Source organism: Mesorhizobium sp. M4A.F.Ca.ET.090.04.2.1 (assembly GCF_003999085.1).
In the GTDB taxonomy this organism is placed as follows: domain Bacteria; phylum Pseudomonadota; class Alphaproteobacteria; order Rhizobiales; family Rhizobiaceae; genus Mesorhizobium.
In genome coordinates this window covers 1-14,419 of sequence record NZ_RZOT01000077.1, presented here as the reverse complement: position 1 = coordinate 14,419, position 14,419 = coordinate 1, and the positions used below count along the sequence as shown (strand labels likewise).

Here is a 14,419-nt window from a genome sequence, read left to right as displayed (position 1 = left end):
CTCGAAGGCCTGAAGAAGACCGCGCGTGAACGCGGGCTGTGGAACTTCTGGCTGACCGGCTCCGAGCGCGGTTATGGTCTCTCCACGGTCGAATACGCCTATCTGGCGGAGGAGATGGGCAAGGCGCATCTGGGAGCCGAGACCTTCAACTGCTCGGCGCCCGACACCGGCAATATGGAAGTGCTGGAGCGCTACGGCTCGGCGGAGCACAAGCAACAATGGCTGGAGCCGCTGCTCGACGGCAGGATCCGCTCGGCCTATCTGATGACCGAGCCGGACGTCGCCTCGTCCGACGCCACCAACATTTCGATGCGCTGCGAGCGGCAGGGCGGCGACTATGTGCTGAACGGCGAGAAATGGTGGGCGTCCGGCGCCGGCGATCCTCGCTGCGCCATCTATATCGTCATGGTCAGGACAGGTTCCGGCGATGACCCTCGGCATCGCCAACATTCGATGATCCTGGTGCCTTCCGATGCGAAGGGCGTGACCAAGCTGCGGGCCATGCAGGTCTATGGCGACGACGATGCGCCGCACGGCCACATGCATCTCAGGTTCGACAATGTGGTCGTGCCGGCGTCGAACCTGATCCTCGGCGAGGGCAGGGGTTTCGAGATCGCGCAGGGGCGGCTCGGACCCGGCCGCATCCATCACTGCATGCGCGCCATCGGCCAGGCCGAGATGGCGCTGGAGATGCTCTGCCAGCGCTCGGTGCGCCGCGAGGCCTTCGGCCAGCCCCTGGCGAAACTCGGCGCCAATTTCGACATCATCGCGGAATGCCGCATGGATATCGAGATGGCGAGACTGCTCTGCCTCAAGGCGGCATGGATGATCGACCAGGGCGACGCCCGCGCCGCCGCGCCCTGGATCAGCCAGATCAAGGTCGTGGCGCCGCGCGTCGCGCTCAAGGTCACCGACGAGGCGGTGCAGATGTTCGGCGCGCAAGGCATCAGCCAGGACACGCCGCTGGCGCGCTCATGGACGCATTTGCGCACGCTGCGCCTCGCCGACGGGCCCGACGCGGTGCATCGCCGGCAGGTGGCGCGAACCGAGCTGAAGAAATACACGCAGGAGAAGGTCTGAGCGCAAGGCTTGGCCAGTCACTGCTCTGCGACAAGCAAGGAGTATCCCCGATGACCCTCCCATCCGAAATGAAGGCGCTGCTGCTGACCGGCGACGGCTACACCAAGACGCCATCCGGCAGTGCGCTTGAGACGATGGACCCCTATCTCGAGCAAGGCACGATCGCGGTGCCGACGCCCGGACCGAGCCAGGTGCTGATCAAGGTCAGCCTGGCCTCGATCAACCCGTCCGACGTCGCCTTCATCAAGGGCCAGTACGGCCAGCCGCGGGTCAAGGGCCGGCCGGCTGGCTTCGAGGGCGTCGGCATCGTGGCCGCGACCGGCGGCGAGCCCTACGCAACGGGTCTGGCCGGCAAGCGCGTCGCCTTCGCCACCGGACTGTCGAACTGGGGCGCCTGGGCCGACTACGCGGTCGCGGAAGCATCGTCCTGCATCCCACTGCTCGACACGGTGCGCGACCAGGATGCGGCGGCGATGATCGTCAACCCGCTCACCGCGCTCGCCATGTTCGACATCGTCAAGCAGGACGGCGAGAAGGCCTTTATCATGACAGCCGGCGCCAGCCAGCTCTGCAAGCTGATAGCGGGCCTCGCCAAGGAAGAGGGCTACAGGCCGATCGTCACGGTGCGCCGCGACGAGCAGATCCCGCTTCTCAAGGAGGTCGGCGCGACCCATGTGCTCAATGAGAAGGCCGCGGATTTCGAGGCCACGCTCATCGAGGTGATCAAGGCCGAGCAGCCGCGCATCTTCCTCGACGCGGTCACCGGGCCGCTGGCCTCGGCCATCTTCAACGCCATGCCGAAGCGCTCGCGGTGGATCGTCTATGGCCGGCTCGACGCGGAGCCGACGGTCATCCGTGAGCCCGGCCAGCTGATCTTCCAGCACAAGCATATCGAAGGCTTCTGGCTCGCCGAATGGATGCGCCAGCACCGCGACAGCATGGGCGCGGCGGTCATGGAGGCGCAGAAGCGCTTTTCCGACGGCCGCTGGTCGACCGACGTGACGGCGGTGGTGCCGCTGGAAGAGGCGATGGCGAAGGTTCCGGCGGAACTGGCCAAGCCGAATGGCAAGGTGTTCATAAAGCCGTAGATTTTCCCTTCTCCCCGTTCACGGGGAGAAGGTGCCCGAAGGGCGGATGAGGGGCGGCGCCGACGGCTCGCGATTGGCCGTGCTGCCGCCGGTCTCTGTCGTCCGCAATTTCGCAAGCTTGGCGCCGCCCCTCACCTGCCTGCCGGCATTCTCTTCCCGTATAATGACGGGGCGAGGAGGGCTAATCACTCCGCCGGCTCGACGTTGGTGTAGGCGGCTTCCTCCAGCTCGCGCTTCAGCCGTGCTTCCTCATGCGTCTTCGGCGTAACGAAGCGGCCGAGCAGCAGATAGGCGACCGGGGTCAGGAACAGGGTCGAGACGGTGGCAAGGCCAAGCCCGCCGACGATCACCCAGCCGAGCGCGATGCGCGCCTCGGCGCCGGCGCCGACGGCCAGCACCAGCGGCACGCCGCCGAGCACGGTGCAGATCATTGTCATCATCACCGGGCGCAGGCGGATGATGGAGGCCTGCTCGATCGCCTCGCGCACGCCGAGCCCGCGATCGCGCAGCTGGTTGGCGAACTCGACGATCAGGATGCCGTTCTTGGCCATGACGCCGACCAGCAGCACCAGGCCGATCTGGCTGTAGGCATTGAGGCTGGTTCCCGAGAGCAGGAGGGCGAAGATCGCGCAGGCGAGGCCCAGCGGCACCGTCGCCATGATAATGATGGCGCTGACGAAGCTTTCGAACTGGGCGGCAAGCACCAGCAGGATGATGACCAGCGCGAAGCCGAAGATGGTGATCATGGCGCTGTTGGTCTCGCCCAGCGTCGCCGCCTCGGCGAGCGGCAGGATGCGGCTGCCCGGCGGCAAGAGCGGCGTGGCAATCTCCTCGGCGCGGCTCAGCGCGTCGCCGAGCGCGAAGTCGCCTGACAGGTTCGAGGTGATAGCGACCGACGGCTGCTGCTGCTCGCGCGTCAGCGATGGCGGCACGGCGCGTTCGGTCAGCGTCGCGATGGTCGACATCGGCAGGAAGCGACCGTCGCCGGTCTTAACGAAGATGTTCTCGAGGTCGGTCGGGTCGTTGATCGGGTTGGTCGTCGACACCAGCTTCACGCCATAGCTGCGGTCGGCGATATAGACGTCGACGACGTCGTTGCCGTCGAGCATGGCCTGCAATGTGTCGGCCAGCCCGGTGATGTCGATGCCGAGGTCGGAGGCGCGCTCGCGGTCGATGGCCACGGCCAGCTGGGGCTGGGTCGGGTCGACGGAGAGCCGTGGCGACTGGAAGCGCTGGTCCTTCTGCATCTCGGCGACGACCTTGCCCGCCGCCTCGCCGAGCGCCTTGCGGTCGTTGCCGACCAGCGCGAACTGCAGGCCGTTGCCGGCGCCGCGGATACCAAGGCTGTTGGGCTGCACCGGGAACACCCGCACGCTCGGCACCTGCCTTGTCAATCGGCTGATCTCGGCCACGATCTCCCGCTGGCTGCGCGCGCGTTCGTCCCACGGAGCCAGCGTCATCACCATGAAACCTGAGTTGTAGGCGCCGTTCTGGCCTGCGTTTTCGAAGGTGCTGCGGATCTCGCCGGATTCGCGCAGCAGCTGGATCAGCCTCTCGATCTTCTGCATCTGCTCGGTCGTGTAGTCGAGGCTGACGCCTTGCGGGGCGCTGATGCGCAACAAGACGACGGCGCGGTCCTCGCTCGGCGTCAGCTCCTGGCGGATGGTGCCGAAGAGGGTGAAGGCGATGCCGGCGAAGAGCAGCGCCACCAGCACCACCAGCCACGGCGCGCCGAGGCAGGCATGCAGGCAGCGCCGGTAGGTCGCGTTCAGCGCGCCGCCGATGCGGGCGCCGATGCCCTTGCCGCCTTCATGGTGGAGCGAGGCGCTGGACAGCATGCGCGAGGCGAGCATCGGGCAAAGGGTGAGTGCGACCACGCAGGACAGCAGCACCGACATCGCCAGCACAAAGCCGAATTCGCGAAACAGGCCGCCGGTCTGGCCGGGCAGGAAAGAGATCGGCACGAAGACGGCGACCAGCGTCAGCGTGGTGGCGATGACGGCGAAGAAGACCTCCTGCGCGCCAAGCACGGCCGCCGCGCGCGGCCCCATGCCCTGGTTGCGCCGGCGCACGATGTTTTCGAGCACGACGATGGCGTCATCGACGACGAGTCCGGTGGCCAGCACCAGCGCCAGCAGCGTCAGGATGTTGACCGAAAAGCCGGCGAGATAGATCGCGGCGATGGTGCCGATCATGGCGACCGGCATCGACAGGCCGGGGATCAGCGTTGCGCGCCAGTCGAGCAGGAAGGCGTAAATGACGATCAGCACAATCGAGACAGAGAGCGCCAGCGCGATCTCGACCTCGTGCACGGCGCCGTTGACAAAGACCGCGTCGTCGCTGGTGACCTTGATCGACATTCCCTGTGGCAAGTTCTCCTGCAGCTTGGCGACGGCCGCCCTGACGCCGGTCGAGATGTCCAGCGTGTTCGATTCCGCCTGACGGATGATGCCGAGGCCGATGCCGGTCTTGCCGTCCGAACGCAGCGCCGTCTGGCCGACATCGGGACCGAGCGTGACGGTTGCGACGTCGCGGATGCGCGTCTTGCCGGCGATGATGATGTTCTCGAACTCCTCCGGCGTCGTCACGTCGGCCGTGGTGCGCACGATCAGATCCTGGTTGGTGGTGGTGATCGAGCCAGCCGGCGAATCGAAGGCGACCGAGGCGAGCGCGGCCCGGAGATCGGCGACGGTGAAGCCGTGGCTGGCGAGCTTGTTCTGGTCGACGTCGATGCGGAAGATCTTGTCGCGCTCACCGGAAACCTGGACGTCGGCGACGCCCGGGACGGCGGCGAGCTCGTCCTCGATCTGATCCTGGACGATCACCGTCATGTCCTGCACCGACATGGTGTCGGAGGTGACCGCCAGCCGCATCACCGGCTCGGAATTGGCGTCGGCCTTGACGATGCGCGGCGTGTCGGCCGTGTCCGGTATCTGGTTGGAGATGCGGCTGACGGCGTCGCGCACATCGGAGGCGGCGACGTCGAGATCGACGCCGTCGTTGAACTCGATGGTGACACGGCTGTTGCCGAAGGAGGAAGTCGACGAGATAGACTTGACGCCGGAGACGCGCGCGACCGCGCCCTCGATCGTGTCGGTCAGCTCGCGGTCGACGGTCTCGGCTGCGGCGCCCTCGAAGGTGGTGCTGACGGTGATGACGGGACGGTCGACATCCGGCAGTTCACGGATCTCGACGCCATAGAAGGCGGCAAGGCCGGCGACCGCGATCAGTGTGTTCAGCACCAGGGCCATGACCGGCCGGCGAATGAACAGCGCGGTGAAGCCGCTCTCGCTGGCGGTGTTGGCGCCGCCGCTCATGGGCTGTCAGCTTCGGCGGCGCGCTGCTGCTCGCCGGCGATGCGGACCTCGCCGCCCTCGCTGACGCTCTGGGTGCCTTCGGTCACCACCATGTCGCCGCTGACGATCGGCGCGTCGATTAGCACTGTCTCGGTGTTGCGCTGGATGATGCGCACGGGAACGCGTTTGGCCTTGCCGTCCGCGACCGCCCAGACATAGGCGCCGTCGGAACCCCACAGGATGGCCAGCGGGCTAACCGCCGGATAGGAGTCGCCCGGAAATTTCATGCTGATCTGGAACGACATGCCGGCGCGCAGCGAATCCGCCGGGTTGGCGATTGTCGCCTTGACCAGCAGCGTGCGGCTGGCCTCGTCGATATGGTTGTCGATGGCCGAGACGGTGCCGGTGTAGGCCTGGCTCGGATTGGCGATCGGCGTCGCCGACAATTGCGCGCCGACCTTGACGGCGGCGGCGAAGCGCTCGGGCACCAGGAAGTCGACCAGGATCGAGGAGCGATCGTCGAGCGTGGCGATGGCCGACTGGCTGGTCACGTAATTGCCGGCGGAGATCGGCAGGATGCCGACCGTGCCCGCAATTGGGGCCACGATCGAGCGGCGCTGCAGGGCGAGCTCGGCGTCGCGCAGCGCCAGCTTGGCGTTGGCCAGCGCCACTTCCGCATCGGCGACGGCGACCGGCGTCGCGGCATTCGAGGCGCGCAGCGACTTCACCCGGTCGAGCTTGTCCTGAGCGTCCTGCAGGCCGACCTTGGCGCGGTCCTCGGCAATCACCTCGGTGTCGGAATCGAGGGTGGCGATGACCTGGCCCTTGTCGACATGGGTTCCGGAGGCGACCAGAAATTCGACGAGACGGCCGGAACTGTAAGGGTTGACCGTGACCGAGGCGTTGGCTCGGCCGGTGCCGATCGCCTGCAGGCGGTCGTTGATGGCGGCCGTGCTCGCCGGCAACGCGACGACATTCGCCGGTTGTCGGTTGCTGTCGCGGCTGCTTGCCTGCTTCGCCGCGTCGACGGCGCCGGTCGTCTGTGCCGATGTCGCGGCGTCGGCCCATTCGATACCCCAGCGTGCCAGCACCTCATGCGCGCCGGGGAAAAAACTTATCCAGGCGGCCGCGGCGGCCACCAGGATCACAAGCGCAAAAACGATCTGTTTCCAGGCGGCCATCGGCACTCCGGTCGGCAAAACGTCTACAGGTTTCCCCAAGCAAAAAACGCAGCAACGCACCCCGGCAATGTGCGAAGCCACGCGATATCATGGCTTTATGGCAATTCTGCCGCTGCCATGCACATTAAATCTGCGTAACGTTGGCGGCCGCCGGCACGGATACCGGGAGGTCAGCGCAAGCCTTCCAACTCGCGGATGCGCTTGGCGCCGTCAGCCTCAAGCTGTCTTGTGACGGCGCCGATCAGCGTCTCGGCGACGACGAAGAGGGCGGCCGAGGAATCCCAGGCCGAGGGCACAGCGGTGCGTCCGGCGATGACATGGCGGGCGAAGCGGGCGATCGGCGACAGCCATTGATCGGTGAACAGCACGATCTGAACGCCGCGCTGATGCGCGGTCTCGGCAAAGCGCACCAGACTGTCCTGGTAGCGCCTGATGTCGAAGATCACCAGCACGTCGCGCTTGCCCATGTCGATCAGCCGGTCGCGCCAGATGCTTTCCTGTCCGGCGAGGTGGTAGACGTCCGGCTGGACGATGGCGAGGTGCGCGGCCATGTAGCGCGCCAACGGATCGGTGAAACGGCCGCCGATCAGGAAGGTCTTGCCGCGCCTGGCGGCGAGCAGTGCCCCGATGTCGGCAAGCTGCTTCTCAGACAGGTGCCTGAAGGTCTCGCGCATGTTCTCGAGCGTCGCCTCCAGCATCGGCGACACCGCGCCGCCGCCGGGCGAGGCCGGGTTGAGCGTGCGCGACGCCGGCGACTGCAATTGCGCCGCCAGTTCGTCCTGCAGCGCCGACTGGAATTCCGGATAGTTCTGGAAGCCGAGGCGGGCGACGAAACGCAGGATCGTCGGCGAGGACACGCCGGCTGCGGCCGAAAATTCGGCAACCGTCTTCAGCCCGATCAACGGATAGTTGGCGATCAGCGTCTGCGCCGCGCGCCGCTCGCCGGCCGGCATGGCGCCAATGCGGTCGGAAATCAGTTCGGCGATGCTGGAGATCATGGTTTTCCCCCACCTATTTGCCCGGTCGACGCTATTCCCCGAAATCGCGTTTGACAAAGCCGGACAAACTGTATGAAATCATCCGCAAGGGCGCAATGAGACAAAATACGTAACATACGGTACATCGCTCTCCAGGGGACGACGGACTATGGAGACAGCACGGCCCTCCAGCCATGCAGAGCCTGACACCGTGAGGGTGACCAACCCCGGCGGATCGAGCCCGTTTGTTCTGACTTGCGACCACGCCTCCAACTTCCTGCCGGCCGAATTCGGCACGCTCGGCCTGCCGGCGGAGGATCTTTCCCGGCACATCGCCTGGGATCCCGGCGCGCTGCCGGTCGCCCACCGCATGGCCGCCGCGCTCGACGCCACGCTGGTCGAGACCGGCATCTCGCGCCTCGTCATCGACTGCAACCGGCCGCTCGATGCGCCGGACCTCGTGCCGCCGATAAGCGAGACCACGGTCATTCCCGGCAATGCCGGTCTGTCGGACAAGCAGCGCGCCCGGCGCATCGACCTGTCGTGGCGGCCGTTCCACGACACGATCGCGCGCATCATCGACGAGCGGCTGGCGCGCGGACGGGAAACGCGGCTGGTGTCGGTGCATTCCTTCACGCCGGTCTACAAGGGCAAAAGCCGGCCCTGGCATATCGGCATCATCCATGACGAGGACCGCCGGCTGGCGGTGCCCCTGATCGCGGCGCTCAAGCGGCTCGCCGGCGTCACCGTCGGCATCAACGAACCCTATTCGCCGGCCGACCGCGTCTATTTCACGCTGGAACGGCATGCGCGCTCGCGCGGCCTTGCCTGCGCGATGATCGAAATCCGCAACGACGAAATCTCCGGCGAGGCCGGGCAGCGGAAATGGGCGGATCTGCTCACCGGCATTTTTTCTGATCTGGAGCCCGAGGAGGCCAGCGGCTCCCGACAACGCGCAGTGGGAAAGTCAGTACAATCGGCCAGCTAAGAACTAAAGGGGACTTCAAATGACAGCACCGGGTTATACCGAAGTTGATAAGGCGGAGGACGTAAAGCACCTCCACAGCATGGGCTACGCCCAGGAACTGGAGCGGCGCCTCAGCCGCTTTTCGAATTTCGCGGTTTCGTTCTCGATCATCTGCATCCTGTCCGGCGGCATCAATTCGCTGGCGCAGGCCACCTCCGGCGCCGGCGGCATCGGCATCGGCATCGGCTGGCTGGTCGGCTGCTTCGTGTCGCTGACCTTCGCTGTCGCCATGTCGCAGATCAGCTCGGCCTATCCGACGGCCGGCGGCCTCTACCACTGGGGTTCGATCCTCGGCAATCGCGGCACCGGCTGGGTGACGGCCTGGCTCAACCTGCTCGGCCTGATCACTGTGCTCGGCGCCATCAATGTTGGCACCTGGACCTTCTTCGTCGGCGCCTTCGGACCGGCGCTGGGAATTGAAGGCAATCTGACCAACCAGATGATCTTCCTGATCATCATCACCGGCGCCCAGGCACTGATTAACCATCTCGGCATCAAGCTGACGGCGAAGCTCACCGACTTCTCCGGCTATCTCATCTTCTTTGGCTCGATCCTGATCGCGATCGTCTGCCTTGCCGCCGCCGAGACCTGGGACGTCAGCCGTCTCTTCACCTTCCACAACTACTCGGGCGATGCCGGCGCCGGCGTCTGGCCGTCGGTGTCGAACGCCTGGGTGTTCGCGCTCGGCCTGCTGCTGCCGATCTACACCATCACCGGCTACGACGCCTCGGCGCACACCTCCGAGGAAACCATCAAGGCGGCCAGTTCCGTGCCGCGCGCGATGGTCATGTCGGTCATCTGGTCGGCCGTCTTCGGCTACCTGTTCCTGGCCGCCTTCATCCTGATGATCCCGAACATGGACGATGCCGCCAAGCAGGGCTGGAACGTGTTCTTCTGGGCCTTCGACCAGCGTGTCAGCCCCGGCATCAAGGAGTTCGTCTACCTTGTGGTGTTTGTTGCCCAGCTGCTTTGCGGCCTGGCCACGGTGACCTCGGCTTCGCGCATGATCTTCGCCTTCTCGCGTGACGGCGGCCTGCCGGGTTCGGCGGCACTCGCCAAGGTCAGCCCGACCTATCGCACGCCGGTGGCGGCGATCTGGACGGCGTCGATCCTGTCGGTGCTGTTCGTCTGGGGCTCGACCCTGGTTTCGGTCGCCGGCACCTCGGCCTACACCATCGTGGTGTCCTGCACGGTCATCTTCCTGTTCCTCTCCTTCACCGTGCCGATCGTGCTCGGCATGCTGGCCTGGGGCACGCCGAAGTGGGACAAGATGGGCCCGTGGAACATGGGGCGTGCGATCTTCATGCTGTTCGGCGTCCTCTCCATTCTGTCGATGATCCTGATCTTCGTCATCGGCATCCAGCCGCCGAACGACTGGGCGCTCTACATCACCGTCGGCTTCTTCATCCTGACGGCGATCGTGTGGTTCGCGTTCGAGCGCAACCGCTTCCAGGGCCCGCCGCTTGGCGACATCATCGCGGCGCGCCAGGCAGCGATCAAGGCAGCCGAACAGGCGGTCGGCGAGACCGGCCACTGACGTCTATTTCCATGGCCATGGCCGGCCTGGCGCCGGCCATGGTTTCGTTCCCCCTCTCAAAAGACCAAGCGCTGGAGTGCCAAAGGAATGGCCGGAAATTTCTCGTTCGATCAATTGAAGAAAGCGGTCTCCAATGGCGAGATCGACACGGTGCTGGCCTGCATCGTCGACATGCAGGGCCGGCTCGCGGGAAAGCGCTTCCTGGCCCAGTATTTCGTCGATTCCGCGCATGGCGAGACGCATGGCTGCAACTATCTGCTGGCCTGCGACATCGATATGGAGCCGGTGCCGGGCTACAAGGCGGCAAGCTGGTCGAAGGGCTATGGCGACTTCGTCATGAAGCCGGACCTGGCGACGCTGCGGCGGCTGCCGTGGCTGGAAAAGACGGCGCTGGTGATCTGCGACGTGCTCGATCACCACGACCATGAAGATCTGGCGCATTCGCCGCGCGCCATCCTGAAGAAGCAGGTCAAGCGGCTGAAGGATCGCGGCTATATCGGCTACTTCGCCTCCGAGCTCGAATTCTACCTGTTCAACGAGACCTACGATTCCGCCCGCAAGAAGCACTGGCAGGGCCTCGACTCGGCCTCGCCCTACATCGGCGACTACCAGATCGGCATCACCACCAAGGAAGAAGGCGTGATGCGCCGGCTGCGCAACGAGATGGAAGCCGCCGGCATTCCGATCGAGAACTCCAAGGGCGAATGGGGCCCGGGCCAGGAAGAGATCAACGTGCGCTACGCGGAAGCGCTCGATATGGCCGACCGCCATGTCATCCTGAAGAACGGCGCCAAGGAGATCGCCGATTCCGAGGGCAAGTCGATCTCCTTCATGGCCAAGTACAATTACGGGCTCGCCGGCAACTCCAGCCACATCCACAATTCGCTGTGGAGCGCCGACGGCAAGACGCCCCTATTCTTCGACAAAAGCGCCGAATGGACGTTGTCGACGCTCGGCCAGCACTGGGCGGCCGGCCAGATCAAATACGCCAAGGAGTTCACCTGGTTCCTGGCGCCCTACATCAATTCCTACAAGCGCTTCCAGGCCGGCACCTTCGCGCCGACCAAGATCATGTGGAGCGAGGACAACCGCACCGCCGGCTTCCGCCTGTGCGGCGAGGGCACCAAGGGCATCCGCATGGAATGCCGGATAGGAGGCGCCGACCTCAACCCCTATCTCGCCTTCGCGGCGCTGATCGCATCCGGCCTTGCCGGCATCGACGAGAAGCTGGAACTGCAGAAGCCGTTCGTCGGTGACGCCTACCAGGCCTCGCGCCTGCCGGAGATTCCGAAGACGCTGCGCGACGCCACCGAGACGCTGTCGAAGTCGAAGATGCTGAAGCAGGCCTTCGGCGAGGATGTTGTCGAACACTATGTGCATACGGCCCGCTGGGAGCAGTTCGAATACGACCGCCGCATCACGGATTGGGAACTGCACAGGGGGTTCGAGCGATACTAAAGCTGTAATCCGCGTTGACTGAACCTAACTAAAGCTGTAATTTCTCAGTTAGGCTCAAGGAGCGCGAAATGGGAAAATATTCGCCTTTGCGTACGTATCTCATGGCTCAGACCCGTGAACGGATTCCGATGTCGTTCAAGGACATCGAGAGGCTGCTTGGCGAGAAGTTGCCGGCGTCCAAGCAATATCCGGCCTGGTGGAGCAACAATCCCAGCAACAATCCAATGACAAAGGAATGGCTGGCTGCGGGATTCCAGACGGAGTCGGTCAACATCGCAGGCGAGAATCTGATCTTTCGACGCTCTAAGGCAGATGCTTGGCAAGGAAGTGGTCAAGCATATGGCAAGTCTGCAGGCGGGCTAACCGAGGCAAGGAGTTCGGGGCGTCGTCCCGGCTTCATCGAGGACAAGGTGGATTTCAATAATGCTCCGCACATGAGCGGCGAGAACGAGGAATATATCGTGCCGCCACGCGGCGCCGATCCGTTGTTTGGATGCATGGCCGGGACGCTCACGCTTCTTCCGGACGTCGACTACACAGCTCCCGCGGATACGGACTGGGGCAAAGTGTATGACGATTGACGGAGTGTTGCTGGACACGTGCTTCATGCTGTGGCTGTCGACCGAGCAGCCGGTTGCGAGAACGGCTGTTGATAGAGTGACCAGTGCGCGAAAAAATGGCGACGTGATCGCCGTTTCGATCATGTCGGCTTGGGAAATCGGCATGCTTGTGTCGAAGGGCCGGCTTCCATTCATCAAGTCGCCGCTCGGTTGGTTCGAAGGGTTCGTGCAAGCCGGTGCGACGAGCGTCGAGGGGATCGACAGCGAGCTTCTGGTGGAGTCCTCGTTTCTGCCCGGCGTCGTTCACAACGATCCGACGGACCGGATCATCATAGCCACTGCCCGCTCGAAGAACCTCGCAATCATTACCCGCGATCGCGCCATCCTTGCTTATGGCGCGGCCGGCTTTGTCAAAACAGTCCCTTGTTGATTTTGGAGACGCCTTCTTGGAAACGGTCAAACTCAAATCCCCCATCGACGGCTCGATCTATGCGGAGCGGCCGATCGCCACCGACCAGGCGATCAATGCCGCGGTCGAGCGCGCCAAGGCGGCGCAGGAGAAGTGGGCCGAAACACCGGTCGTCGAGCGCGGCAAGTACATGCTGGCGATGCTCGAAGCGCTGGTCGCCATGACTGACGAGATCGTGCCGGAGATCGCCTGGCAGATGGGCCGCCCGGTGCGCTATGGCGGCGAGTTCGGCGGCGTCAAGGAACGCGTCAACTACATGGTCGAGATCGCCGAGCAGGCGTTGAAGCCGGTCCTGGCCTCCAACCCGAAGGACGGCTTCCGCCGCTATGTGAAGAAGGTGCCGCTCGGCGTGGTCATGGTCATCGCGCCGTGGAACTACCCTTATCTCACCGCCGTCAACACCATCGTGCCGGCGCTGATGGCCGGCAGCGCCGTCATCCTCAAGCACGCGGCGCAGACGCTTTTGGTCGGCGAGCGTTTTCAGCAGGCCTTCGACAGAGCTGGCCTGCCCAAGGGCCTGTTCCAGAACCTGGTCATGAACCACGGCCAGACCGAGAAGCTGCTCGGCTCCGGCAAGATCGACCATGTCAACTTCACCGGCTCGGTCGCAGGCGGTCGCGCCATCGAGAAAGCCGCGGCCGGTACTTTCATGAGCCTCGGCCTCGAGCTCGGCGGCAAGGATCCGGCCTATGTGCTGCCCGACGCCAAGATGGATCATGCGGTCGCCAATCTGGTCGACGGCGCCTTTTTCAATTCCGGCCAGTGCTGCTGTGGCATCGAGCGCGTCTATGTTCACGAGAAGGTCTATGACGAGTTTGTCGAGGGCTTCATTGCCGAGACCAGGAACTATGTCGTCGGCAATCCGCTGGAGCAGGCGACGACGCTGGGGCCGATGGCGCAGGCACGCTTCGCCGACCTGATCCGCGAGCAGAAGGCCGAGGCGCTGCGCAAAGGCGCAACGGCGCATGTCAACATGAAGGTCGCCGAGGACAAGGCAGGCTCGCCCTATCTGGCGCCGGAAGTGCTGACCAATGTCGACCACCAGATGGGCGTCATGCGCGAGGAGAGCTTCGGGCCGATCGTCGGCATCATGAAGGTGCGCAACGACGAGGAGGCCATCGCGCTGATGAACGACAGTCCCTACGGGCTGACGGCATCTATCTGGACGCGCGACACCGAACGCGCTGTCGCGATCGGCGACCGCGTCGAGACCGGAACCGTATTCATGAACCGCTGCGACTATCTCGATCCGGCGCTGGTCTGGACCGGCGTCAAGGACACCGGCAAGGGCGCGGCGCTCTCGGCCATAGGGTACGACAATCTGACCCGGCCGAAATCATTCCACCTGCGTGAAGCGATCTGATTTTTTTCGAAAGACAAGCAATGTCCAAGCTCATCTCCAAATGGAACTACCCGACCACCGTCCGCTTCGGCGCCGGCCGCATCAAGGAACTGCCAGACGTGTTGGCAGCCACAGGCATCAAGCAGCCGCTCTTCGTCACCGATCCTGGGCTGGCGAAATTGCCGGTCGTCGCCTCGACGCTGAAGATTCTCGACGACGCCAAAGTTCCGTATGGCGTGTTTTCCGAGGTGAAGCCGAACCCGGTCGATTCCAACCTGACCGCCGGGATCGCGGTGTTCAAGAAGGGCAAGCATGACGGCGTCATCGCCTTCGGCGGCGGCTCGGCGCTCGACCTCGGCAAGCTGATCGCCTTCCAGGCCGGGCAGACGCGGCCGGTGTGGGAC

The 14,419-nt window shown here is 64.6% G+C and carries 12 protein-coding genes; 9 read left to right on the top strand and 3 right to left on the bottom strand.

The genetic code is table 11. The annotated features are described in order from the left end of the window. Together EN781_RS08285 and EN781_RS08280 are read left to right on the top strand one after the other, a co-directional pair. A partial coding sequence (locus EN781_RS08285; RefSeq protein WP_127399899.1) for an acyl-CoA dehydrogenase family protein occupies nt 1–1,080 on the top strand: 1,080 nt, incomplete at its 5' end. 50 nt (nt 1,081–1,130) lie between these two features. Further along, nucleotides 1,131–2,168, top strand: a complete 1,038-nt coding sequence (locus tag EN781_RS08280; RefSeq protein ID WP_126058378.1) for a zinc-binding dehydrogenase — start codon at nt 1,131–1,133, stop codon at nt 2,166–2,168. Between the two features lie 185 nt (nt 2,169–2,353). Here the strand turns inward: EN781_RS08280 and EN781_RS08275 are convergent, their stop codons facing one another. The 3 genes from EN781_RS08275 to EN781_RS08265 form a co-directional block, all read right to left on the bottom strand. Then, complete coding sequence (locus EN781_RS08275; RefSeq protein ID WP_126058379.1) at nt 2,354–5,485, bottom strand: efflux RND transporter permease subunit; 3,132 nt, start codon at nt 5,483–5,485, stop codon at nt 2,354–2,356. Continuing rightward, nucleotides 5,482–6,645, bottom strand: coding sequence for an efflux RND transporter periplasmic adaptor subunit (locus tag EN781_RS08270; RefSeq protein ID WP_126058380.1), 1,164 nt, complete (start codon nt 6,643–6,645; stop codon nt 5,482–5,484). Before EN781_RS08270 ends, EN781_RS08275 begins: the two co-directional genes overlap by 4 nt. A 170-nt stretch (nt 6,646–6,815) precedes the next feature. Continuing rightward, nucleotides 6,816–7,643 (bottom strand): MurR/RpiR family transcriptional regulator, encoded by an 828-nt coding sequence (locus EN781_RS08265; RefSeq protein WP_126058381.1) that lies wholly within the window; start codon nt 7,641–7,643, stop codon nt 6,816–6,818. 148 nt (nt 7,644–7,791) lie between these two features. On the opposite strand from EN781_RS08265, the gene EN781_RS08260 reads away from it, so the two are divergent. From EN781_RS08260 to EN781_RS08230, 7 genes are all read left to right on the top strand, one after another. Beyond that, on the top strand, nt 7,792–8,610 hold the full coding sequence (locus EN781_RS08260; RefSeq protein ID WP_126058382.1) for an N-formylglutamate amidohydrolase: 819 nt from the start codon (nt 7,792–7,794) through the stop codon (nt 8,608–8,610). A 19-nt stretch (nt 8,611–8,629) separates the two neighbouring features. Next, complete coding sequence (locus EN781_RS08255; protein ID WP_126058383.1) at nt 8,630–10,186, top strand: amino acid permease; 1,557 nt, start codon at nt 8,630–8,632, stop codon at nt 10,184–10,186. An 87-nt stretch (nt 10,187–10,273) separates the two neighbouring features. Next, nucleotides 10,274–11,644, top strand: a complete 1,371-nt coding sequence (locus EN781_RS08250) for a glutamine synthetase family protein (RefSeq protein ID WP_126058384.1) — start codon at nt 10,274–10,276, stop codon at nt 11,642–11,644. 68 nt (nt 11,645–11,712) lie between these two features. Continuing rightward, entirely contained in the window at nt 11,713–12,225 is a 513-nt protein-coding gene (locus EN781_RS08245) for a hypothetical protein (RefSeq protein WP_126058385.1), read from the top strand. After that, entirely contained in the window at nt 12,215–12,634 is a 420-nt protein-coding gene (locus EN781_RS08240) for a type II toxin-antitoxin system VapC family toxin (protein ID WP_126058386.1), read from the top strand. The genes EN781_RS08245 and EN781_RS08240 overlap by 11 nt, the downstream gene beginning before the upstream one ends. 16 nt (nt 12,635–12,650) lie before the next feature. Beyond that, nucleotides 12,651–14,036 carry an aldehyde dehydrogenase family protein gene (locus EN781_RS08235; protein WP_245492560.1) on the top strand — a complete coding sequence of 462 codons (1,386 nt, stop codon included), beginning with the start codon at nt 12,651–12,653 and terminating at the stop codon, nt 14,034–14,036. A 20-nt stretch (nt 14,037–14,056) separates the two neighbouring features. After that, nucleotides 14,057–14,419 (top strand): iron-containing alcohol dehydrogenase (locus EN781_RS08230; protein WP_127399898.1); only part of this gene is annotated, 363 nt, incomplete at its 3' end.